The organism is Lewinellaceae bacterium (assembly GCA_020636105.1).
Classification (GTDB): domain Bacteria; phylum Bacteroidota; class Bacteroidia; order Chitinophagales; family Saprospiraceae; genus BCD1.
In genome coordinates this window covers 4,344,487-4,368,457 of sequence record JACJYL010000001.1, presented here as the reverse complement: position 1 = coordinate 4,368,457, position 23,971 = coordinate 4,344,487, and the positions used below count along the sequence as shown (strand labels likewise).

Sequence of the window (23,971 nt, the reverse complement as noted above, 5' to 3'; positions counted from 1 at the left end):
TAAACTGCTTTTGTAAATATATTTGAAAAAGACATTTAGAAAAAAAATAAAATTGTGACCCTTATCACATCATTGGTACCATAACTCATTTAATTTTGTACTCGAATTGAAAAAAAATATAGTTTATGCCTACAAAAAAAATGACTAAAGAGGTCTTCAAGGAAGTCTTCTTTGATTATACAACAGAAAAAGACTGGAACTACAAATCTGAAGTTCCTGCTATCATAGACTTCTACGCTGACTGGTGTGGACCGTGCAAAATGGTAGCTCCTGTACTGGAAGAATTATCTGAAGAGTACGGTGATAAAATCGACATTTACAAATGTGATACGGAAGTGGAACAGGAACTGGCCGGCATTTTTGGAATCAGAAGTATTCCGACCATGTTGTTTGTGCCTACCATGGATCAAAACAAACAGCCGATGATGCAGGTGGGTGCCCTCATGAAGCCTCAGCTGAAGCAGGTTATCGACAATGAGCTTTTAGTTTCAGCGACTGAAGAGTAAAACCTGAGGCAATGCGAAAATGATTTGCTGAAGCAATGATTCAGTGACGGTTAAAGATACTTATCATATACAATTCACATGAGGGTCATTACTTTGACCGAATGGATTTACAATAATAAAAAGCCTGAAGCTTCGGTTTCGGGCTTTTTTTTGTCTGCTATGGAAATTTTCATATTCCTTTCTTGCTCTTCATTCCATTTTTTTAACCAAAAAGGCTCATTGGTTACCGCTTAAATGGTTTGAAACTGGCTGAGAAACAATAGACTTCAATCCTTTCTTCGGATGTGAGCATAAAAATTTTGAGCCCACCTCCCGGAAAATCCTTATATTTGGTAATAGAAGTTGTTTTAATTGATGCTCCCCTTGTATAAAGAGGAAAACATAAAACAATTTTGCAGCGAACCATTTAACGCCAACTTACATGAGGAAATGGATCAATAGAGGATTCAAGTATTATGCATCTTTCCTTCATCATCGGGAAATGTTATACCTCCGTGATCCCGTCAAAACACAGGAAGATGTTTTACATCAGTTGATCCAGGCCTCCAGGGATACTGACTGGGGAAAAAGGCATGGTTACAAACACATCAGGAATTCGGCCGATTTTGCAGCTCAGGTTCCCATCCAGGATTATGAAAGTCTGAAACCCTTCATTCAACGTATGATGCACGGGGAAAAAGATGTTTTGTGGAACGGGCAGGTGCAGTGGTATTCAAAATCATCCGGCACGACTAATGACAAAAGTAAATTTATCCCGGTCAGCAGGACGAACCTGAACAAATGCCATATCAAAGGAAGCTGGCACACCATGATGTGGTTTTACCACAATCGTCCGGATGCCCGTCAATTTGAGATGAAGACCCTCATTATGGGCGGCAGCCTTGAGCCCTTCAAACCCTATCCCAAGACGCTGGTCGGCGATGTTTCAGCCATTATGATTCATAATATGCCCACCATTGGCAGGATGTTTTACAGCCCGGATCTGAGAACGGCTATCCTGCCCGACTGGGAGGAGAAACTCGAAAAAATGGCTCGGATCTGTGGCCTGGATCATCGTATGGTTTCCATTGGAGGGGTCCCGACCTGGACGATTTTGCTCCTGCGAAGGATACTTGAAATTACAGGCAAAAACAATATGCTTGAGGTCTGGCCCAATTTCCAGGTATATATCCATGGCGGGGTAAATTTCGAACCTTACCGGAAGCAATTTGAAGCATTTTTTCCCTCTGAAAAAGTTAGTTACCTGGAAATATATAACGCTTCGGAAGGGTATTTTGCCATTCAAAATGATCTGGAAGATCCCGGCATGTTGCTCCTGCTCAACAACGGCATTTATTACGAATTCATCCCGTTGGAAGAGTGGGGCAAAACGGACCAGAAAGCCATCCCCCTGTCGAAAGTGGAAGTGGGCAAGAATTACGCCATGGTCATCAGCACCAATGCCGGCCTGTGGCGTTACCAGGTGGGAGATACCATTACCTTCACCTCTGTCAACCCTCCAAAGATAAGGGTCACCGGCCGGACCAAACAATTCGTCAATGCCTTCGGCGAAGAAGTCATGGTCTCCAATACAGACAAAGCCATCGCCATGACCTGCAAAGCCACCGACGCTATAGTGGCTGAATATACGGTCGCCCCGATCTACCTCGATGATTCCGGAAAAGGAGGGCACGAATGGTTGATTGAATTTGAAAAAAAACCGGAAGACCTGGAACGGTTTAACCAACTCCTGGACGCCAACCTGCAAAAGGTCAACTCCGACTACGAAGCCAAACGTTACAAAGACATGGCCCTCGAATCCCTGCGCATGAGGGTCCTGCCGCAGGGTACCTTCGTCAACTGGATGCGCGCCCGTGGTAAATTCGGCGGCCAGAACAAAGTGCCCCGCCTGGCCAATGACCGGAAGTATGTGGATGAGATTTTGGAATTTTGGGAAGAAGGGCTGTGAGAAAGGGAAAAGGTTAAAGGTTAAAATAATAACTCTTTTCGTGGTGATGTTTTACTTTTCTTTAAATCTAATTTCCTTAAAGTTCAGAAGGGAAGGGAAGAATTGACAAAAATCATTGCCCAAATCCTCCAAATCCCTTAATATGATTGGCCTTTCAAAAACGCTTGAACAGGTCTTAAAATCAATGCCGTATGAAATGCTTAAAAAGAGCTACTCTCGCCATTCTATTTTTGTTCTCAGGATTGTTTTTTTCAGCAGCCCAGGAATTAACCCCCGACGCCAACACCCTACTCCTCCTCCACTTCAACGGTAACCTGACAGGCGCGCAGGGAGAAACGCCTTTCACCTCCAATAATATCACCTACCAACCCGGCATTTTCGGTCAGGGAGCTTACCTTGGACTAAACAACTTATTGGAATATTCAAGTGCAGCGAACATAGATGAACAAACAGGAACCCTCGAATTTTGGATGAAACCCAATTGGAATGCCAATGACAGCCAGGACCACCGGTTTTTAAAATACGGAAACTCGGGTGGCATGTTGTTTGGCAAGGATGCGGGTAATTGGTGGACAAACATTTTCAATTTATATGGCGGCAGTGGCGATCCGGAGATGAGTGCAAATGCTTATGCCGGGAACTTTTGGACTGCCGGTGAATGGCATCACATTGCGGTCTCCTGGGATATGGATGATTTGAAGTTTTACCTGGATGGCGAGCTTCTCGCTCATACCTCTCCTGCTTATCCGCTTCCTGCCATCAGCGAAACTATTTTTCAAATCGGAGGCAATGGCAATACCCATTTTGCAGAAGCTGTTGTGGATGAATTGAGGATCAGCAATGTGGTGAGAAGTGCCTCCGAAATTGCAACATCCTACACTTCGGGCTTAACCATTACCGGCCTGAGTATAGAACCTTCGTCAACAAACCTGTACCCTACCTGGCGAAAAAAGCCTGTTGTAAATGTTACCACTCCCCAGGGAGCAAATACTATCCCATCAGAAACCTTGAGCTGGACATCCTCGAACCCTTTAGTGGCAAGCGTAAATAACGAAGGCTTTATCATCGCCCTTTCGGCCGGAACGGCCACCATTACAGGTTCCATTGGAGGGTTCAGTGACGATGTGATGGTGACGGTTACCGCACCTTTCGCACCGCCTGTATATGAGACCATTGATCCCTATTTGTCCACGCCGGCAAGTGGAGCGGTAGTGGAAATTCCGGTGGTGATCCTGAGATACCTGCCAACGGTGGATGGTGTTATGCTGGATGCCAGTAAAGCACCCGATTACTGGAATCTCAATCCTATACCCCTGGCTGATTTAAAAGCCACAATTGATGCCTTTGATAAACGGGTAAAATTCGGACTGGAAGAGGGTTCAAAATTCCGTGGATACAATAACAACACGGCTATTCCTTATATCGGTTACCGGGTGGTGGAATACATTACCGTTTATGAGACTACTCCCCCGTGGGAAATTGGCAATTATGACGGCAACGGTTTTCCGCTTTATCACATTGACCATCAATCCATCTTCGAGCGGTTTAATTTAGAACATTTCATTAACGATTTGGGCGTAAGGGAGGTATGGATTTGGGATAATGGTGGCATGACCTCTGACTGGCCTTCCTACGATCCTATGATTCATAATCCGGAAGATTTTAGAACAGGTTGGGAATCCAACATGTCCAGCCCTGTCACAGGAGATATTTCAAACAGCAACCGGGACAATAGTGACTTGCCGGTGTATAACCACACTTACATTGTTTACGGTCAGAATTTTCGACGGTCTCAGGCCGAAGCAGTTCACAACCGGGGCCACCAGTTTGAATCCATGTTGAGCCATGTCAATCAATTGCAGGATGGGAATACTGATTTGTTCTGGAAAAAATTCGTGGGCCAAAATGCAGTCGGACAATTCATCACCGGTCGGTGCGGCTGGACGCATATGCCGCCCAATACTACCGCGGATTACGACTACCTGAACCCTGCTGTGGTCAATAGTGATATTGAAGACTGGCAACCGGATGGCGGAGGGCAAACCACGCCCGTCAGCGTAAGCACCTGGGAAAACCTCAATTATTCCTGGCCGGGAGCCGCCACCTTCTCCCAAAAAACAGAGTCGCAATGGTATTTGTACTGGATGCAGAGTATCCCGGGGCTGAACAATGAGATTCCTTACGGCTCTTATAGAATAACCAACTGGTGGGAGTTCATCGCTAATTGGGATCAAAGCATCAACGAGGGCCTGGGGCTTTATGGATTATTCTTACCGATCGACCTGTTATCTTTCGAGGTGAAAAAAAGCGACCGTTCCGTAATGCTGGAATGGGAAACCGCTGCTGAATCCAACAATAAGGGGTTTGAAATTCAACGCTCCGGAGATGGTTCTCATTGGAAAATTTTAGGCTTTGTAAACGGTCAGAATACTTCAGTACAAGAACATTATTATGAATTTTTGGATAAAAACCCCGACAACGGCTTCAATTACTACCGTCTTCGACAGGTGGACAACAACGGAAAATTTCAATATTCAATAATCAGGGCAGCGGAATTTGAAATGCCTGTGAACCCCTCCAATATTCAATTATTTCCCAACCCGGTTTCGACAAACAGGCTGACATTACAAATGCTGGATACAGCACCTTGCGAACACCTGATTACTATTACTGATGTTTCAGGTGTTCAATGGCTTAGTCAGACTGGTTTTTCGAATAGAGATATTTTGGATATAAAAAATTTGCCGATGGGTCTTTATTTTTTAAAGGTAGAAATGGATGATCGGTCATTTACAAAGAAGGTTGTGGTGCTAAAATAGTCGTCAACAGTAAAAGCTGTGGACTCCTGTTTCTCATCAAACCACCTCAACATCATAGTATCCAAACATCCAATTTCAAAAAGGAATTTTCCCCAATTGTTGCCAGCTTAATACCGTGGCAATACTGCGTTGTTGTACCTCATCACCACCATACACAAGAAAACTATTCTCCGGCAGAGCTCCTGAAAGGGATTGAAAATATTTCAAACTTTTAAAAAAATTAGAGTTAATGGTCCTTCCTGATTTTATTTCAATTGGAATCAATTCTCCTGCTTTATCAAACATTAGATCAACTTCGTGATTGCCCGCTGCATTCCAGAAATATGGTCTTGGTTGCAAGTTGCGATTGAGTTGATTTTTTAATATTTCATTGATAACAAAGTTTTCAAACAACGCACCTTTGGCGAAATGCCTGTTGAGATCGTCTATATTTCGGACATTTAATAGGGCACAAGCCAAACCGGTATCGTAAAAATACAATTTAGGTGCTTTAATTATTCGTTTGTTATAATTCTTGTGGTATGGACGCAAAGTGTAAACAATGAAACTTGTTTGCAATACACTAAGCCACCTTTGCACAGTTTTATAAGAAACTCCTATCACATTGCCCACTTCAGATAAATTGATTAATTGCCCCGTTCTCCCGGCACATATTTCAAGAAATTGACGGAATGTCCACAAATCAGCAATGGTGATTACCTGGCGGAGATCTCGCTCAACGTAAGTCTGAATGTAATCCAACAACCAAATTGATGGATTAAGATCACGATCATATATCGGTGGATAAAATCCTTTGAATATATACTTTTCATACTCATCCAGCGAAAATTTGGTTTGACTTAACTCCTCTAAAGAAAATGGTAAAAGGTTAAAAATAGCAACTCTACCTGCTAAACTCTGGGAAACACTTTCCATTAATTGCAGGTTTTGAGAACCAGAAATTACGAATTGACCTGCTCGTTTTTCCTTATCAACAGCAACTTGAATATAGGAAAGTAAATCTGGAACATTTTGCACTTCATCAATAATGGCATATTCCCCAAGGTTTAGCAAAAAACCTTTCGGGTCTTCCTTTGCGAAATCCCGCTGCTCAATATCCTCTAAATTAACATAACTGTAATTTGGAAATACCTTTTGGACCAAAGTTGATTTTCCACTTTGACGCGGCCCTGTAACCGCAATAACTGGCATTTTTACTGCCGCCTCTTTTATTTTATTTTCAATTACTCGATCAATCATTTTTGCAAATTAGACATTTAATATCTAATTTGCAAAAAAAATATTTTAATTTACTTTTCCTGGCAAGCATTGACTTAAGAAAAAACTCAAATCCGAACTCCATTTGAACTTTAAACATTGAACACTCCCGAATTATCGCAATAAAAGCATCATTTCCAAAAACCCTTCCATGCATCAACCACAATCTTCCTTTCCACCATCGCCACGCCAATCAAATACGCTCCAAACAAAAGTGTATTGATCAACAGAATATTGATCAGGTTTTCCCCTATAAGGGGCCTGACCAGGGTACTTAGATAATAAATGCCCACCGCGAAAAAAACATAAAACAGCATTTTTCCAATGCGGTACGGAACAGGGAAGAAATGCTGCCCGGTAAGAAAACCGACTACCGCCATAAAAGTGAAACAGGCAAAAGCAGCCCAGGCGGCACCGATGATACCGATTTTTGGAACGAGGAAAAAATTCAGCGATATCGTAATGACCAGGCCGGCCAGCGCAATGTAGGCACCGATTTTAGTCTGGTCCGTCAGTTTATACCAGATAGAAAAGTTGTAGTACACGCCCAAAACAAGGTAGGCCAACAGCAATACCGGCACAATATTCAACCCTTCACGGAAATTGCTGGCGATGAGGAATTGCACCAGGTCCAGATAGAGCATAACCCCGAGAAAAAAAATACTCGCCACAAAAGTAAACGCCTGGGCTACCTGGGCATAGACTTCTCTCGAACCGCCTTCTCCCGCATGGCGGAAAAAGAAAGGCTCTGCCGCAAATTTGAACGCCTGGGTGAACAGGCTCATCAGGATAGCTATTTTTACGCAGGCATTATAAATCCCTACCTGGATCATATTTTCTTCATAGGAACCCGGCAGCAGAAGCTTTGGAAGGTAGCGGTCTGCCATTTGATTGGCCATCCCCGCTATCCCAACGATCACCAGGGGCATGGAATACCACATCATCTTTTTCCAAAGTTCCTTATCAAACTGGAACGTAAACCCAGGTTCCGTCTCGCCGCCTTTTCTTAAAGGAGCGGTTCTTCTAAAGTACATGGGAGTCAACAACAAAAAGGTAACAATGCTCGCAATCACATTGGAGATAAAAACAAAGGTCAGCTTTTTATCTTCGCTATAAATCCCCCCTGCCCATTCATGGCCCCGCGAGGCAAGGTAGGGCAGCAACTCTAGGAAAAACATGAGAAACACTACGTTGACCAACACATTCATCAATTTATAAAATGCAAAACGAATGGGGCGATTCTCCAGGCGCAGTCGTGCAAAAGGAATGGCGGTCAACACATCAAACCCTATGATAAGCGCAAACAACAAAACGAAATTATAATCCTGGGGCTGCAGCAGTATTCCTGCGATCGGACGAGAGCATAACATTAAAATGCCTACAAAAAGTACGGTGCTCACCAGCAAACTTATGGCTGCCGTGGAAAAAGCCTTATCTCTTTCCTCAGGTTTATTTCCGAAACGAAAAAAAGCTGTTTCCAGCCCGTAAGTCATCACCACCATAAGCAAAGCGGCATAAGCATACATGATGCCATGCTTCCCGTACTCTCCCATTTCATTATTGAATTTCCAGGTGAGATAGGGGGTTACGATGATGAAATTGAGTACCCTGCTGAGGATATTGCTCAACCCGTAAATAACCGTTTCTTTAGCTAAGCGCTTGACTTGTTTTGACATAATGAGGGAACAAAGCTGGGAAAAATTTCTTTGCAAAGCAAATTAATGATAATTTCGCTTGATAAACGCAAATTGAAGGTCAAATTTTATTGGCAAATAGAATTAAATGGTAGACATCGAACTGTTAAAAAAGGTATGCAAAGTACCGGGAGCATCCGGTTTTGAAAATAAGATAAGGGAAACCATTATGGAAGAGGTTCGCCCTTTTGTCGATGAACTTTACGTCGATAATCTGGGTAGTGTTATTGCGATCAAAAAAGGATTGAATCCCAAAAGAGTAATGATCGCGGCACACATGGATGAGATTGGCTTCATCGTCACTTACATTGATGATGAAGGTTTTGTCAGATTTCATACCCTGGGAGGATTTGATCCTAAAACCCTCACTTCGCAAAGAGTCATTGTTCACGGAAAAAAGGACCTCGTCGGTGTTATGGGCTCAAAACCCGTTCACCTGATGAAACCGGAAGAACGAATGAAACAAATGCCGATCAGCGAATATTACATCGACCTCGGCATGTCAAAGGAAGAAGTAGAGGAAATCGTCTTTATCGGAGCACCGATCACCCGGGAACGTGAGTTAATAGAGATGGGTAATTGCGTCAACGGCAAATCGCTCGACAACCGCGTTTCCGTTTATATTCTGATTGAAGTCCTTCGGGCCCTCCACGGAAAAGAAGTACCTTACGATATTTACGGCGTATTCACCGTCCAGGAAGAAGTAGGCCTGCGCGGAGCCATCTCCGCCGCTCACCACATTGATCCTGATTTTGGTTTCGGACTCGATGTGACCATCGCTTTTGATGTGCCCGGTTCTAACGGACATGACAAAATAACCTGCCTGGGAAAGGGCGCTGCCATCAAAATCATGGACGGCACCAGTATCAGCGACTACCGTATGGTGGAGTATCTCAAACAAACGGCGGCCAAACATTCCATCAAATGGCAGCCTGAGATATTGCCCGCAGGAGGAACGGATACCGCCGGTGTTCAACGCTACGGTAAAAAAGGAGCTATTGCGGGGGCTATTTCCATCCCTTTGCGCAACATGCACCAAACCATTGAAATGGTCCACAAGGAAGATATCACCAATTGTGTTGAACTCTTAAAAGCTGCCGTTTCTGATTTGGGGGAATTTAACCGGGAATTTTAACGGGTTACGAGTTACTGGTTACTCGTTTCTTGTTAAAAATAATCAGCAACCAGTAACCTGTAACCAGCAACAAGTATGCATATAAAATCAAAACTTCCTCATACGGAAACCTCCATTTTTACGGTCATGACGGCCCTGGCCAAACAGGAAAATGCCATCAACCTGGCACAAGGTTTTCCCGATTTCAAATCCTCTCCTGAACTGATCGAGCGGGTGCATCAATACATGCTTAAAGGCTTTAACCAATATGCTCCTATGGCAGGCGTACCTGCCTTGAGGGAACGTATTGCCGAAAAAATTGCCATCACCCATAATGCAAAGGTCGATATGGACCGGGAAATAACCCTTACTGCAGGGGCCACCCAGGCCATTTTTACCATTATCGCTGCTTTCGTGCATCCGGGTGATGAAGTTATCCTGCTGGAACCTGCCTATGATTCCTACCAGCCGAGTATAGAGATCAATGGAGGGATTCCCATTCCCTACCCTATGCAAAGTCCGGATTACCAAATCGACTGGCTGGCTTTCGGCAACTTAATTACCCCCCGTACCCGGATGATTTTCATCAATAGTCCACACAATCCGACAGGCCTAACCCTTAAAGCGGAAGATTATGCCCAACTGGAAGCCCTGGTCAAAAATACCAACATTATCGTCCTGAGCGATGAAGTGTACGAACACCTGGTTTATGATGAAAAAAAACCGCTGAGCGTCCTCCAGTACCCGGGATTACGCGAGCGGAGTTTTGCTGTTTTTTCTTTTGGAAAAACCTTTCACAATACCGGATGGAAATTGGGGTATGCCGTAGCGCCTGAGCCTTTGATGGAGGAATTCCGGAAGGTACACCAGTTTAACGTATTTTCGGTCAACACGCCTATCCAGTACGCGTTAGCATACTACATGGCAGATCCCCAGACCTATCTTGGGCTGGGAAATTTTTTCCAGGAAAAACGCGACTATTTTCTTGAGTTGATGACGGGCAGTCGGTTCAAGCCCTTAAAGTGTGAAGGAACTTATTTCCATCTTTACGATTTCAGCGCCATCAGCGATGAGCAGGATACTGATTTTGCGACGAGAATCACCAAAGAACACGGCGTAGCGACGATTCCGGTTTCCCCGTTTTACGCGCGGAGTCCCAGAAGCAGTGTCCTTCGTTTTTGTTTTGCAAAAGAAAAAGAGACGCTGGAAAGGGCGGCAGCATTATTGGTGAAGATATGAGGCGTTTGTTTGAACTTCAGAAAGAAACCCTATGATTCAATTTCAAGGCAGGCAATTTCTTCGTAATCAGGATTGGAATTAGTTGATAAATTTACAAATATTTATCCATTCTTTGATTAAATACGCCTACTTAACGATTTCAACCTTCAAAAAACGCCACTCCTCAAACTGAAATTTTCGAAGCCGCCAGCACCTCTTCATAATAGGCTTCATACTGAGGCAGAATATTTTTGATATCAAACCTTTGTGCCTGCGCCAGGGCATTGGCCCTGAATTCAGCCAGCACCTCTTCATTGCTCAGGATGGAAATGGCATTGTTGGCCATACTTGAAACATCTCCTATTTCACTCAAATAACCTGTTTTTCCATGGATGTTTACTTCCGGCAAACCTCCGGCATTTGAAGAGATCACCGGCACTTCACAGGCCATGGCCTCCAGGGCTGCCAGGCCAAAACTTTCAGACTCTGAAGGCATAATAAAAAGGTCCGATACCGCCAGTAATTCCTCCACGGCATCTTGTCTTCCCAGGAATCGGATATCATCACAAAGATCTAATTTCCGGCAGAGGTCCTCCATATTCTGTCGTTCCGGTCCATCACCGATCAGCAACAGTTTACTTGGAATGACCTTATTGACCTTATGGAAAACATGGATCACATCATCCACCCTTTTAAGTTTTCTAAAATTAGAGGTATGGGAAAGAATACGTTCTCCGTTCGGGGCGATCGCCTTTTTGAAGTGATCTTTATTGGTTTTGCTGAATCGTTCAAAATCAATAAAATTGTAAATGACACGAATATCGTTTGTGATACCAAAGTGGTCATAAGTTTGTTGCTTGAGACTTTCAGAAACCGCCGTGACCCCGTCTGATTTTTCGATGGAAAATTTGACCACTGAAGCAAAGGAACGATCGGTCCCTACAAGGGAGATGTCGGTACCGTGAAGGGTCGTTACCACGGGAATGTATTTCCCCTGGGAGATAAGTATTTTTTTGGCCATATAAGCTACGGCAGCATGTGGAATAGCATAATGAACATGCAAAAGATCGAGTCCTTCAAAATTGACTACATCCACCAACTTACTGGCCAGGGAGGTTTCGTAAGGCGTATATTCAAACAACGGGTATTCACGGGTCACCACATCATGAAAAAAGATATTTTCATGAAAAGCAGATAAACGCACCGGACGCTTATAAGTAATGAAATGAATTTCGTGCCCTTTCTGTGCCAGGCCAAGCCCCAATTCAGTAGCGACAACACCACTTCCTCCAAAAGTCGGATAACAAACGATTCCAATTTTCATTTATCAATTTTTTCTGCTGCTTATAGGAGGGGTTCAGTACTATCGAACGGCCATTGAAAAAATGAATTTCATGACCAAAATCCAAACCCGACTTACATAAAATGCAAAAAAGGAAAAATTGTTCAGATAAGTGTCATAAATCTGGTTTGTGTAACGGTATTGTCTTAAAAAACATGAGACATCCCAATTTTTGGTTAACACCAAAATTTGGGATTTTTGTGTGGCTTGAGTCTATCAAATGAGGTAAAATTGTAGATGGAGCCTGAGGTGAAAAGCCGGAAGTGCGCTTTTTTTCTGTCGAATTACTCACAAATGCTAAACAATGCGCGAAAAAATCAGAAAATCAATTGTTCCGCTATTGTGCCAGAAGGATTGATACTGCCAGGCCTCAAAAAATATTTTGAATTTTGCCGCCAGGCAAAATTAGGGATGACTCATGTTTTTTGAGCCTATTTCCTCCAACGGAAAAAGAAAAAATCCCGAATTCCGGCAAAGCGTCGAAATTCGGGATCTTTCATGTTTTTTTATCCTTCAAAAAAAATCTTATGATTTGATCAATTTCATGGTTTTAAACTCTTGTCCGCTACGTATGCTAACGAGATAAACGCCATCCGGCTGTCCGGCAATATCGAGCAAGTACTCGCCATTAACCACGTTTTTATCCTGGATGGAAAACACCTGTTGGCCTAATAAATTCATCACGCTGATGCTGGCATCACTTGATTCGGCAAATCGGACTTTAAGCGCAGCCAATCCTGTTGTCGGATTTGGCATCAACAGCACTTCCTCGATCAATTCAGGATCATTTAAACCGATCACTCCCACTTCGACCAAAACGCCAATGGCATCACTGCAGCCGAAATGATCGGTAACCGTAACGGCATAATTACCCGCAGCCAGGCTGTCAAGACTTTCGGTGGTTTCTCCATTATTCCAAAGATAAGTGTAAGGTCCTACACCCCCCTGGGGCGTGATCACCACGCTTCCGTCTTCCATCCCCGCATCAGACTCGTTAACGACCTCATAAGCCAGGTCCAGTGTTTGAGGACAACTGAAAATATTGATGTTATCAATATCTATCCAGTAATCTCCCTGTCCCCAGGTAGCCTGAAGCCTAACTTTGATGCTCTCCCCGGCATACTCACTCAAGTCAACATTCACCGTGGTAAAATCGGCCGTAGGAGTATGGTTTTCGTAATCAATGGAATAAATAGTCGTATAAATATCAGAGCAGAAAGTCGCTATCTGAACCTCCAGCCGGTCGTTAGAACCTAAAATTGTGCCTACCGTTCCTGCAAAATAATCTGCATACCGGTAATCAAAAGAAAGGGATTGTCCTTCCTCCACCACACCAAGCCATGGAGTGGTAACCTGGAAAATCTGGTCGCCACTATACAAATTATCTCCTACATTGTAGGAAGGATTATTGTGCGCATTCGGGAATTGAATGATACTGAAAGTCTGGTCAAAGACCCAGCCATTCGGTTCTACGCCGGATTCAAAATCTTCCGCCAAAGGCAATTCGCCGATCAAAGCGGTTGAGACAAACACCGTCTGGTTGTTGTCCGGATTCTGATCGACCAGGTCCGTCCAGATGGTGATGGTATAATCAATAAGGTCGAGGGAATTAAATGGCGTATTGAAGGTATAAGTAGTCTGCTCGCCCGGCAATAAGGTTACTCCTATGGCTGGTTCTGAAACCACATTTCCATCATTTACCTGAAAATACAGTGGAATGTTGGACAGTGTATCAGAACCGTGGTTGAATAATGCAATGGTCACATGATCAACAGCTGAACCACATTCCTCAGTGCTTTCATTACTGCCCGCAAACAGGGAAATGTCATTGGTCAAAGGTTCGTGGATGTAGATATTATCGATACCAAAACCTTCCCTGGGCACAGAAGTATCTGAATCAAAAGCAAAGCGGATGCGCACGTCTTCATAACCGGCGGTACCATCCAGTACGTGAGAGGCAATGACCCATCCCGGGAATGTTCCCTGTCCGCTCCACCAATCCAGATAAACATTATCTATCTGGTTGTACCAGGAAACACTGCCTGCATCTCCCATCAAACCTAATTTGGTCCAGTTTTGGCCTCCGTCAACGGTAGTCTCTACCCACAATCCGTCAAAATTGGATTCCGACTCCACAAAGAGCGCAAAATCCAGGATCGGGTCTTCTGTCATGGCCGAAAAATCAAAACAGGGAGACTCCAGGTAGGAAGTCTCGTCATTATTGTAAAAACCGGTCAGGTTGGTCACCCAGGCATTCTGTCCTCCTGCCGCACTTGAGATGATGGCATTAGCCGGTTGCCCAAGTTGCCAGCTTTGGTTCATGCCTTCCTTGCCCACTGACCACCCGCTGTAAACTTCCGTTTCGAAAGTTTCATAAACCGGCAATTCAGAAATTACAGGGGTGTTGACGATGGTAATATGGAAAGTATCATTGGTAAACACCGTATCGCCGACCATTTCCGTCCAAACCAGGATTTCATATTCTCCGGGAGTCGAAAAATTAAAATTCATATCAAAGTCCATCACATCGGAACTATCGATGCCAAGGACTCCGGTGTACACCCCGTCAATAGGATGGTTGATCGCGCTTATGATTCCGTTGATACTGTAATTAAAAGGCACCAGCGTTTGGGGAGCTCCCCCGAAATTATGCAACTGAATGGTCATCATTTCAGCCGATCCCAGGGCGCAGCCCGAAACAGGACTGATCAATCCTGAGATACCAAGATCAATGGCGACGAGCGTTTCAAAGAAATAAGATTGTATCAGTGTAGTGGTATCATTTCCTTCACATACCACAGAGAGGTAAAGTTCATATTCAGTGGATTGTTCGAGGTTGGTCAACGTAATATCCGTTGCGGTGGTGGAGATGACTTCTCCTGACCCGGGGGCAAATCCAGGATCACCGTATTCGAGCAGGTAGGTTGCCCCGGGCACAGAACCCGACCAGGAAACATCTGCTGAAAATGCACGGACATCGGAAATAACAACCGATGACGGCGGCGGCGGCGGGCATGTCGGGCAGGATACTTCACCCGAAAAAGCCAATCCTACCAAAGGCGGATTGCCATCTTCAAAAATTACCTGACCTACCGGATCCAGTAACCGGTAAGAGGCCTCTGAATCCCAAGATCCTGAATTATAGGTAATATTTATACTTTGAGTTCCATTAACAATAATCGGGAAAGTTATAAAACTGGGATTCGGTGCAGTGAAATCAAAAGTGTAATTGGTCGTCACTCCATCCAACTCAATATCAAGGCTAGCTCCATTCCATCCATCCCCAAAAGAATCACTCATTTCAAGCGTAAACTCACAGGTTACCTGGGCATTTGAGACGCTCAATCCTGATAAAAAGAGCAATACAGAAAAAATTGTATTAGTCCACTTCATAGTTAGTTGCTTATTAAATAAACTTTGTCGAAAAATTAGATTAAATGCTAAAATTAAATAAAAATTTGATACCAGACGCATTTCCCCCCTTTCCTGAAATAAAATTTGAACCAAAATCCCTGATTTATCCCCTATTGTCAAGAGCGATACATAAAAAACAAGGAAAAAAGAGGAAGCACTCCAAATTTTTAAACAATGAGACTTTTATTCATCCAATCAGATTATATTTGCATTATTTTTAAAAAAATCAATAATTATTCCATGAAATCACTTATCAATTTATCTTTTTTGAGCGTTCTTTTTTTGATTTTCTCCTGTAACAATGCTCCTCAAGGTGAAGATGCACAAACCGGTGAAGCACAGACTGGGGCGAAAACTGCAAATATCGAAGGGGCCAAAGCCTTTCAATTAGATACTGAAGCAAGTAAAATAGGCTGGAACGGCACCAAACTCATAGGAGGAGGGCACAATGGCTCCATAGATTTGTCTTCAGGTACTATTTATGCCAGGGAGGGCGTAATTGTAGGAGGTAAGTTCTCCATAGATATGAACTCCATCCTCGACCTTGATCTCGTTGATCTTGCGGATAAGGCAGAGCTTGAAGAATACCTCAAAGGGGCCGATTTTTTCAATGTTGGGGCTTTCCCGACGGCAACATTTGAAATTACGGAGACTGTTCCTGCTTCAGAAAATAAAAACGGGCGCCAATCCATTACTGGAAATTTAACGATCAAAGGTATTACCCAAAGCGTCACTTTTTTTGCAAAAGTATCTTCTTCCGAAAACGCTGTTTTTGCAAGCACCGGAAGTTTTGTTATTGACCGTACAAAATGGGATATTAAGCACCGATCAGGAACGATCGGCACCGCCCAGGACTTGATCATCAATGATTTGGTAGCGATTGATATAACACTTGTCGCCAAGGCGAATTAAGTAATAAATACTGCTGTAAAAAGAAATGAACCGGCACTGGTGATCTCCAAAATAAAGAGACCGAAACAGTGCCGGTTTTTTTTTGTTCCGAGCCATTGAGCACCCTTTCAGCAAAAGTGGTGCCGCACACGAAGGGACGGAATTTCGACCGGCCCCCTTTTGTCGGTTTTTCGTTTTGTTATTGTCCTGTTATTTTACCCTAAAAATTTAAAGTTGTAGTTGTAAATCCATACAACCAGGGCAACAAATAGGATAAGACCAACAAAGAAATAAAGCATACAATTGCCTTTCTTTCCAAGATTCTTTATTTCGTCAGACATCTTTTCGTAGTTTATATGATGAATTCAATAAGATGCAAATATAATTTTAATCAGGATTTTTTAACTATTTTCCTTTAAGCATTCAATAGAAAATACGCCTAAAACCTCAATTATGGCATTTTCTGTTCTACCATTTCCATCAATTCTTTTTCGGATATCTCTGCTGACTCCATTATTTTTTGCCCTTTTTCCAGGATTTCTTTTACAAAAACTTTGTCTTTCAAATCGCCGGAATTGATCCGAACATTGAGGTAAGCTCCCCGGATGGCTGCCCGTGCGCATAATCCCCCTACTGCTGCATCCGTGACAGAGTTGGGATTGCCAATAGAAGCCATGGCCTTGATCAACTCAAAAGAACCAAATGCCAGCTCCATCACTTTAAAAGGCACCTCAATTGCATATTTTGTAGCCGCCTGTATGGCTTCCTGGCGTGCCGCTTTTTCCTCTTCATTACTTTTAGGCATCCGCATCGCGTTGATGATCCCATTGAAAGAAGCTGTATCCTCATCGACCATCTGCAGGAGGGTATCTTTGATTTTTTGCCCTTTTTCTGCCCAGTTTGAAAATTCCTCCCAACGATCATCCCATCCACGTTTGTGTGAAGAAAGGTTGGCGACCATCGTCCCCAAAGAGGCTCCCAAAGCCCCGACATAAGCCGCAATGGATCCTCCTCCCGGTGCCATACTTTCGGAAGCCGTTTCATCAGCAAATCCCCGTAGGTCCATTTCAATCAGGGGGGCACTTCCTTTTTCGCGCAACTGGTATTCGACTATTTTTTGCTGCGGATCAAACGGGCCCAATTCATCAAGTCCCAGGGTTTTTACCGCAATTTTGATCAGTTCAGCTTCTGAAACTCCGGTGGAGCGTTCCTGTTTCTTTAGGAAATATTTCCCGGCATCGAGCAGCACTTTTAAGGGCACAAGGCCTACCAACTCAGACCCGGTCACTCTCATCCCTCTTCTTTCGGCACTTTTACAACATTCCTCAAAAGCTATATGCAAGGGTGTGACGTTTATGTTGGTGAGGTTCATCGAAATCTGGGCCACCCCGTATTCCTCGATGTACCAGCCGATGCCTTTTACCGCTTTACAGGCGCCAGGCACCCGCAAAGGTTCTCCATTTTCATCACGAAGCACCTTTCCGGTCACGGAATCCCCTTCAGTTTTTACCCGCCCTTTTTCCCTCACATCAAAAGCGACGCTATTCGCACGTCGTACCGAAGTGGTATTGAGGTTGACGTTGTAGGCTACCAGAAAATCACGGGCTCCGATGGCCGTCGCCCCGGCTTTTGCATTAAACACAGCAGGACCGTAATCCGGTTTCCAGGCCGGGTCTGCCATTTTTTTGGGCAGAGCCTCGTATTCTCCGGAACGTACCGTGGCGAGGTTTTTCCAGGCCGGTTTAGTCGCGGCAGATTCATACATGTAAAAAGGAATGTCAAGCTCCTTGCCTGCTTTTTCACCCAACCTGTGCGCCCATTCCGCCACTTCTTCCATGGAAATATTGGATATCGGAATCAAAGGACAAACATCGGTGGCGCCCATCCGGGGATGCTCGCCCTTATGCTTGCTCATGTCAATAACTTCAGCCGCTTTTTTTATCGCCAGGAAGGCCGCCTCTACCACCGGTTCTGGTGCCCCGACAAAAGTAACAACGGTCCGGTTCGTAGCCGCTCCCGGATCGACATCCAAAAGTTTAACGCCTTCCACGCTTTCGATCACATCCGTAATCTGTTGGATCACATTCATATCGCGCCCTTCACTGAAATTAGGCACGCATTCAATTATTTGTTTACTCATGATGGTATTTTTATTTGATTATGCGAAGGTAGGAGGATAAATGTGAAATGTAAAATGTAAAACGTAAATCCTGAGGCCATTGAAGCTGTAGCGCCGAATTCATTCGGCAAACCAACCCCTGGAGTTGAAGCTGTACCGCCGAATTCATTCGGCGGCGGCAGGTTTTCGCAAAAAAAAACCCCCGATCCACAAAAGTGAACCGGGGGGCATGTCGGCCCTAACCAAAGGCCTCAAAGATTAACTCTAATTACTTATTTACTCAATACGATTTGCTTGCTCACACTTACTCCATCTGCCATGAGGTTCAGGTAATAAAGGCCAAATGCTTCATAGCCAAAAATCGAATTCGTAAATAATTTTTCTTCATAATAAAATCAGAGTTAAATTAATGGTTAATAAACATTTAATTAGTTCATATCAATACCTTCGTAAGGCAGTAAAAATAAATTGACACTTTTGCCACACCTCCGCCCCCCCTAATAAAAACTCTTCCCAAAAACAGGTCAATTTATTTTCAAAGCGTTTCTAAATAGAAAAAGAGATTTATTGATTTTTCAAATTTAAGCCGTTCCTCCCTATTCCCTGAAAAACAGTACCTTTATCAGATCAACCATCACCTTTAAATTTAACCATGCCTTGTTTATGAAAAAGTTGCTGCTCTTTTCTTTTTTTGCTCTTTTCCTTTTTTCAACCTATGCCCAGGAAACCATTATCTGGGAAGAACAATTTGACGGCGGGATTCCCGGCACCTGGACCATTGGGCCCGGCAACCCGGCCGGAGCGGTCTGGCAATGGAGTGCTTCCGGCAAAGCTGACAGCGCTACGTTGGCTAACCCCACCCAGGCTTTGCTCTGGGGCGATAAAGACCCAATAGCCTCTCCTTCTGTGGACAATGGCGCCGCCATGTACAATTCCGATGTGTACGACACGGGAGGCATCGCTTTGGGCGCGGGACCTTACCCGGGACAGCAATCCGGCAGCCTGACCTCTCCCATGGTGGATCTGAGTGAACACCCGGTAGTCAACCTGAAGTTCAACCAATACGCCCATGCCAACGGGGCCGCTGTCTCTACGCTACTGGATATCAGCCACGACGGAGGCCTCACCTGGACGAATATCCCCATCAATCCGGAGGTCGTGCTCAACCACGCTACCGATCCCGGCGATGTGCAACTTATCGACGTTTCCGGTATAGCCGGTGGACAGGATAGCGTACAGGTGCGATTTACCTGGAACGGCCGTTTTTATTTCTGGCTCATCGATGATGTGCAATTCATCGAAACACCGGGCAACAACCTTGCACTGGGAAGCCTGGTTTTATACCCCCCATCGAGTTATGCCCAGCCGGAAAGCCAGATCACCACGGATACCATGCATTTCGGGGCCGACATTTCCAACCTCGGCAGTGTCGATCAGACCAATGTGGTCCTAAAAGCCTGGGTGGAAGACCTGGAAGGCACCGTTTTATATCAAGACAGCACCCTCGTGGAAACCCTCATCGCAGGGGAGACAGACCTTCCCGTTTCCATCAACAAGTTTTTTGTACCGGAAGACCTGAACCCCGAAAATACCTATTTCATCCGTTATCTGGTGTACAGCCTCGATGACCCGGAGGGAGATTTCGCTCCGGCAAACAATACCTATTCTGCTCCCTTTGTCGTGACCGAATCCGAATTTGCCAAAGATGACGGCCTGGGGATTGAAGGCGTGAGGACTGATGTAGACTGGATGTTTGGCAATGTTTACGAAATGAGCACCAACGAACTTATCGACGGGCAGTTCAAGGCCGCAACGGCTTCTTTTTCCGCAGCAAAAACTTTATTGGACGGGCCGATCGCCGGGGAACAGGTCAAATTATTGTTATACAAAGTCAGTGAGGAAGTCCTGGCTGACTGGTCCAACTTCAACCTGACTTCCATCGGACAAGGGGACGACCTCGAGCTTATCGCTAGGGATACCTTTGTGTTTCCTTCCGATTATCAGAATTACGCCCTGGCCGAGGTGGAACTGCACAACCTGAGCGGAGAAGATCAGCCTATACTGGAAGCCGGAACACGCTACCTGCTGGCCATCGCCTATGAAGGTACCGCCAACACCATTCTCCATGGCATTGATCCGGATATTACCTATCCACAGGGTTCCAGTCTGGTGTATGTGAATCAATGGTCGCTGGAAGGCTTCGGGGCCAATAATGCCGCCGTATTGCGAATGAACGTTGACATCGTACTCAAAACGGATGAGCCGCAGCTTGCGGATGACGCGATGAGACTTTTCCCCAACCCTGTAAGGGATCAACTGAATATCGACTTATCGTTTGAAACACCGGAAAAAGCCTTACTGATCCTGGCCGATACCAGCGGAAGGGTCATGACGTACCGGTCGATGGAGGAGGTTGGCCAAAAACAAGTTCAACTGGACGTAAGCCGTTACCCGGCCGGGCAATACATCATTCGCCTCGTGACAAAAAACGGGACGAAGACATCGTTATTTACGGTGGTTAAATAGAAGCCGGGAGCCTGAAGATTCGACTTGAAACAGGTTGATAGAAAAGTTAACTGAAATAAAGGCTGAAATAAAAAAATCCGTTTTTATCCGTTTAACCCGTTCAATCCGTGTTCCATTGTTTTAGGTAAAATGGAACACGGATCGGACGGATCGGACGGATTTTTTTTATTTCTTATTAATGCTGTCCCAAACGCTTATTGATATCATTGTGATAATGAAGCGTTTCGTCCATTTTCGCTTTTGTTCTCCTGAATACGGACTCTTTGTAAGAAGGATCGGAATCGATTTTATTCCAGAATGGATGATCTTCGATTTTCACTCCGGCGCTCATCATTTTTTTCCTGGCAAGTTCAAGGCCTTCCTCAAAATACTCACGCGTAATTTCTATCATGATCATTTCCCCTCTGTCTGCGGCATCGATGGCCTGTTGTTCGATACTTCCTGCGGGGAAAGAAGTCATAATCTCTCCTACAGGGTCGTGCGTTTCATGAGCCGCTTCCATACCGGCAGCTTCCCTGAACCCGGGAACGAGGTCCGCTAAAATATCCATCTTATCTTTCAGCGATTCGATTTCTGCTTTTTGAGCTTTAATCTGCTCATTCTGGCGGTCCACCACATCGGTCAGGTCATTGGTATTCAACCCGATCGCAACATTGATCATATTGAATCCTGCATTTTTTGACGCCTCCCATGCGACGCCGAGGATTTGGTTGTAATCATCCATTCTCATAAGATCAGGATGTTTGGCTATACCAAAACCATCGCCATTTCCCGTTGGCAGAATATAATCACCGGGGGTCACTTTGCCTATGACCATGGTTGGAATCTGGCCGAGGAAGGCTACCATTTCATATTTATGTTCCTCGCCGCCGCCAGGCAAACCACCCAGTACCGCAGGGTTGTGAGAAATAACCATAATTCTATCGGCATCCCAGGTATTTTTTGAGATGTACCCGTTTTTCATTCCCACCACCTGTCCGGGAGAAAATTTATCCTCCTCGTTGAGTTTGGGTAAATACTCTGCGTAATCTTCCGCTCCTGAGGCAAACGTCACCCCTATTTCAGCCATGTAAGTATTGATGAATTGGTTTTTATTATCCACCACTACGGCAAGGTTGGCAGTCTGCAGGGCGATATTCGCCACGGCAATGACCTCCATAGCCACAGCGGCAGCAATTTCTCCCGGCGATGGCGTGGTAACACAAGCTCCAAACCCTACACAGGCTGTTGAGGAACCAATGGCTCCGGCGAGTTCAATGGTTTGCATTACTCCTTCTGCCACGACAATCGCCAGAGCCACGCTCTCCAGGGTGATATCGTCATTGGCAAAATCGATATCGTCCTGGTATCCCCTGTTATTGCTGAGATCAGCCGCCCCATTCTCCCCTTCAATACGTCCAACGATCTGGCCCGTACTGTTGATAAAGGTCATAAAATTGTTCTTATTGTGCGGGGTACCTGCCCCCAACTGTACCAAAACCCCGCTGCCATCTCCCGTATTCCGAAACTCAGCAATGTGTCCTGTTCCCACTTTAGCGACATCCGTCAAATCCGGATCGTACCCGCCCGGGATAGCAATTACACTACTTGTTTCTACTTTAAAGGTATTATTTACCTGGGCGGCTCCGTCCACATTGAGTCTTTTGCCTATCCCTACTCCTCCTGACACGACCAACGCTCCCGTGGTGGCACTGGTAGATTCTGTAATATCCGTAATGGCCACAGCGCCACCGAATTCAACAGGCCCGCCAAACTTAGCGGTACCGCCAACATTCAGGTTTTCTCCGATGCCAACCCCTCCGTTGACCACCAAAGCACCACTGGTTACCGTCGTTGAACTCAGGGCCGCATTATCCAATAAAACATGCTGGTTAAAAGTGGCGTTGCCCTGGGTCAAAAGAGTACCGGATAACTGGGTGGCACTGTTATTATTTACGTTGAGGCTACTTTGCAGATTACTGGGCCCGTCCACATTCAGCGAAGCATTCAAATCTGTGGCCAGATCCACCGTAAGTTCTCCCGACAAAAGGGTTGATTTTAAATTAGCCACGGTAAAATCACCGTTGTTGAAAGTTTGCCCTCCAAGGGTATTGAGATTCACCGAATTAAAGATACTTAAGTCGCCGTCTTTGGTGAAGATACCTCTCGGAATATCGTTTGAGATGAAATTAAAATCTTCATTATTACGGGTACCCATGGTGTTGTTGGAAGCTTCGATAATATTACCGCCCACGTGCCAGTCCTGTCCGGTATCGGAAACGGTGCACTCTGTACCAGATTCCTGATCGGTACGTGAAAAAACGGTAAAACTACCAAAGGATTTGCCCACGATTTTATAGTCTTCCAATGCACCGGGATAGGAATTTGTGGGACAACGGGTATTGAAATAATTCACACAGGTTTCGCCTGCAAGGTTGGTGATCTTGAAGAAAGTTTTACTATAAAGGGAACCAATGGCCGTGGAAGTACCATCAATCACCAACAGGTCGCCTTTATTTACCCCGGTAAAGGAGGTAATCAGGGTCGTCAGCGAACTGTTCCCGTAAACTTCAATATCAACGCCATTAGGGCCAAAGTAATAAACCTTAACTTCTGTATAACTACCATTACAATCGCATACATCCGTCGCACAAATCGGATCAGGAAAAACGAGCTGCTTTTCAGGGCTGGTTAAGATATTATCCGCAGTGGCGGCATGAAAGGCATAAGGCACCGTCAGCAGTTTTGTCGTGCTAATTGTCGTAAAATGCTCCCCGCCTTCCTGGTCAAAGCCTACCTCCATCCATATTTCATCATTACTCCATTCCACCTCTTCGAGCGAACCGATTTTACGCTTTCCTTCTCCAATGGTAATATTTACCATCCCTAAAACATTGGTGGTAACCTGATGGACTTCAGCAAAAACGGTTCTCCCTTTCGGGCCTTCGGCAAGCAACCGAATTTCCAGGCCAACCTTTTTGAGGGCGAGTATTTCTCCATCGGCATCTCTCGCTACTGCCTGATATTTCATGCCCGCGGGCACTCCCTGAGCGATCAATGAAATCACTGTAGTTATTAAAAATGATAGTATTAATAATGATTTTTTCATAATAAAATATAGTATTAGGTGATTAGATTATTAAA

The 23,971-nt window shown here is 44.7% G+C and carries 13 protein-coding genes; 7 read left to right on the top strand and 6 right to left on the bottom strand.

Features of this window, described 5'->3' with window-relative positions; all coding sequences use genetic code 11:
• Positions 1 to 125: 125 nt before the first annotated feature.
• The 3 genes from trxA to H6571_16325 all read left to right on the top strand — a co-directional run bounded on the left by trxA (position 126) and on the right by H6571_16325 (position 5,273).
• Positions 126 to 506: a thioredoxin gene (trxA, locus tag H6571_16335; GenBank protein MCB9325308.1), complete on the top strand. Its 381-nt coding sequence runs from the start codon at positions 126 to 128 to the stop codon at positions 504 to 506.
• Positions 507 to 927: 421 nt separating this feature from the next.
• The gene (locus H6571_16330; GenBank protein MCB9325307.1) at positions 928 to 2,454 is read left to right on the top strand and encodes a GH3 auxin-responsive promoter family protein; all 1,527 of its coding nucleotides are present in this window, start codon (positions 928 to 930) and stop codon (positions 2,452 to 2,454) included.
• 191 nt (positions 2,455 to 2,645) lie between these two features.
• A complete protein-coding gene (locus H6571_16325; GenBank protein MCB9325306.1) occupies positions 2,646 to 5,273 on the top strand; it encodes a T9SS type A sorting domain-containing protein in 2,628 nt (875 codons plus the stop codon).
• Between the two features lie 75 nt (positions 5,274 to 5,348).
• Here H6571_16325 and H6571_16320 read toward each other — a convergent pair whose 3' ends face one another.
• Both H6571_16320 and H6571_16315 read right to left on the bottom strand, forming a co-directional pair.
• On the bottom strand, positions 5,349 to 6,512 hold the full coding sequence (locus tag H6571_16320) for an ATP-binding protein (GenBank protein ID MCB9325305.1): 1,164 nt from the start codon (positions 6,510 to 6,512) through the stop codon (positions 5,349 to 5,351).
• 149 nt (positions 6,513 to 6,661) lie between these two features.
• Positions 6,662 to 8,206 carry an oligosaccharide flippase family protein gene (locus H6571_16315; GenBank protein MCB9325304.1) on the bottom strand — a complete coding sequence of 515 codons (1,545 nt, stop codon included), beginning with the start codon at positions 8,204 to 8,206 and terminating at the stop codon, positions 6,662 to 6,664.
• 106 nt (positions 8,207 to 8,312) lie between these two features.
• Here H6571_16315 and H6571_16310 point away from each other — a divergent pair, with 106 nt between their 5' ends.
• Both H6571_16310 and H6571_16305 read left to right on the top strand, forming a co-directional pair.
• On the top strand, positions 8,313 to 9,359 hold the full coding sequence (locus H6571_16310; protein MCB9325303.1) for a M42 family metallopeptidase: 1,047 nt from the start codon (positions 8,313 to 8,315) through the stop codon (positions 9,357 to 9,359).
• Positions 9,360 to 9,434: 75 nt separating this feature from the next.
• Positions 9,435 to 10,577, top strand: a complete 1,143-nt coding sequence (locus tag H6571_16305; protein ID MCB9325302.1) for an aminotransferase class I/II-fold pyridoxal phosphate-dependent enzyme — start codon at positions 9,435 to 9,437, stop codon at positions 10,575 to 10,577.
• A gap of 163 nt (positions 10,578 to 10,740) precedes the next feature.
• On the opposite strand, the gene bshA is transcribed toward H6571_16305, so the two are convergent.
• Together bshA and H6571_16295 are read right to left on the bottom strand one after the other, a co-directional pair.
• Positions 10,741 to 11,880: an N-acetyl-alpha-D-glucosaminyl L-malate synthase BshA gene (bshA, locus tag H6571_16300; protein ID MCB9325301.1), complete on the bottom strand. Its 1,140-nt coding sequence runs from the start codon at positions 11,878 to 11,880 to the stop codon at positions 10,741 to 10,743.
• A gap of 543 nt (positions 11,881 to 12,423) precedes the next feature.
• On the bottom strand, positions 12,424 to 15,291 hold the full coding sequence (locus tag H6571_16295; GenBank protein MCB9325300.1) for a T9SS type A sorting domain-containing protein: 2,868 nt from the start codon (positions 15,289 to 15,291) through the stop codon (positions 12,424 to 12,426).
• 261 nt (positions 15,292 to 15,552) lie between these two features.
• Between H6571_16295 and H6571_16290 the strand changes: the two genes are divergently transcribed.
• Positions 15,553 to 16,224: a YceI family protein gene (locus H6571_16290; GenBank protein ID MCB9325299.1), complete on the top strand. Its 672-nt coding sequence runs from the start codon at positions 15,553 to 15,555 to the stop codon at positions 16,222 to 16,224.
• Positions 16,225 to 16,654: 430 nt separating this feature from the next.
• On the opposite strand, the gene ftcD is transcribed toward H6571_16290, so the two are convergent.
• Positions 16,655 to 18,343: a glutamate formimidoyltransferase gene (gene ftcD / locus H6571_16285; GenBank protein MCB9325298.1), complete on the bottom strand. Its 1,689-nt coding sequence runs from the start codon at positions 18,341 to 18,343 to the stop codon at positions 16,655 to 16,657.
• Between the two features lie 642 nt (positions 18,344 to 18,985).
• Here ftcD and H6571_16280 point away from each other — a divergent pair.
• Complete coding sequence (locus H6571_16280) at positions 18,986 to 20,848, top strand: T9SS type A sorting domain-containing protein (GenBank protein ID MCB9325297.1); 1,863 nt, start codon at positions 18,986 to 18,988, stop codon at positions 20,846 to 20,848.
• A 175-nt stretch (positions 20,849 to 21,023) separates the two neighbouring features.
• On the opposite strand, the gene H6571_16275 is transcribed toward H6571_16280, so the two are convergent.
• The gene (locus H6571_16275) at positions 21,024 to 23,936 is read right to left on the bottom strand and encodes a hypothetical protein (GenBank protein MCB9325296.1); all 2,913 of its coding nucleotides are present in this window, start codon (positions 23,934 to 23,936) and stop codon (positions 21,024 to 21,026) included.
• Positions 23,937 to 23,971 lie beyond the last annotated feature (35 nt).

What these genes read in the sequence shown, in the direction of transcription:
- trxA (MCB9325308.1), top strand. Translation starts at nt 126, where the DNA reads ATGCCTACAAAAAAAATGACTAAAGAGGTCTTCAAGGAAGTCTTCTTT.
- H6571_16330 (MCB9325307.1), top strand. Translation starts at nt 928, where the DNA reads ATGAGGAAATGGATCAATAGAGGATTCAAGTATTATGCATCTTTCCTT.
- H6571_16325 (MCB9325306.1), top strand. Translation starts at nt 2,646, where the DNA reads ATGAAATGCTTAAAAAGAGCTACTCTCGCCATTCTATTTTTGTTCTCA.
- H6571_16320 (MCB9325305.1), bottom strand. Translation starts at nt 6,512, where the DNA reads ATGATTGATCGAGTAATTGAAAATAAAATAAAAGAGGCGGCAGTAAAA.
- H6571_16315 (MCB9325304.1), bottom strand. Translation starts at nt 8,206, where the DNA reads ATGTCAAAACAAGTCAAGCGCTTAGCTAAAGAAACGGTTATTTACGGG.
- H6571_16310 (MCB9325303.1), top strand. Translation starts at nt 8,313, where the DNA reads ATGGTAGACATCGAACTGTTAAAAAAGGTATGCAAAGTACCGGGAGCA.
- H6571_16305 (MCB9325302.1), top strand. Translation starts at nt 9,435, where the DNA reads ATGCATATAAAATCAAAACTTCCTCATACGGAAACCTCCATTTTTACG.
- bshA (MCB9325301.1), bottom strand. Translation starts at nt 11,880, where the DNA reads ATGAAAATTGGAATCGTTTGTTATCCGACTTTTGGAGGAAGTGGTGTT.
- H6571_16295 (MCB9325300.1), bottom strand. Translation starts at nt 15,291, where the DNA reads ATGAAGTGGACTAATACAATTTTTTCTGTATTGCTCTTTTTATCAGGA.
- H6571_16290 (MCB9325299.1), top strand. Translation starts at nt 15,553, where the DNA reads ATGAAATCACTTATCAATTTATCTTTTTTGAGCGTTCTTTTTTTGATT.
- ftcD (MCB9325298.1), bottom strand. Translation starts at nt 18,343, where the DNA reads ATGAGTAAACAAATAATTGAATGCGTGCCTAATTTCAGTGAAGGGCGC.
- H6571_16280 (MCB9325297.1), top strand. Translation starts at nt 18,986, where the DNA reads ATGAAAAAGTTGCTGCTCTTTTCTTTTTTTGCTCTTTTCCTTTTTTCA.
- H6571_16275 (MCB9325296.1), bottom strand. Translation starts at nt 23,936, where the DNA reads ATGAAAAAATCATTATTAATACTATCATTTTTAATAACTACAGTGATT.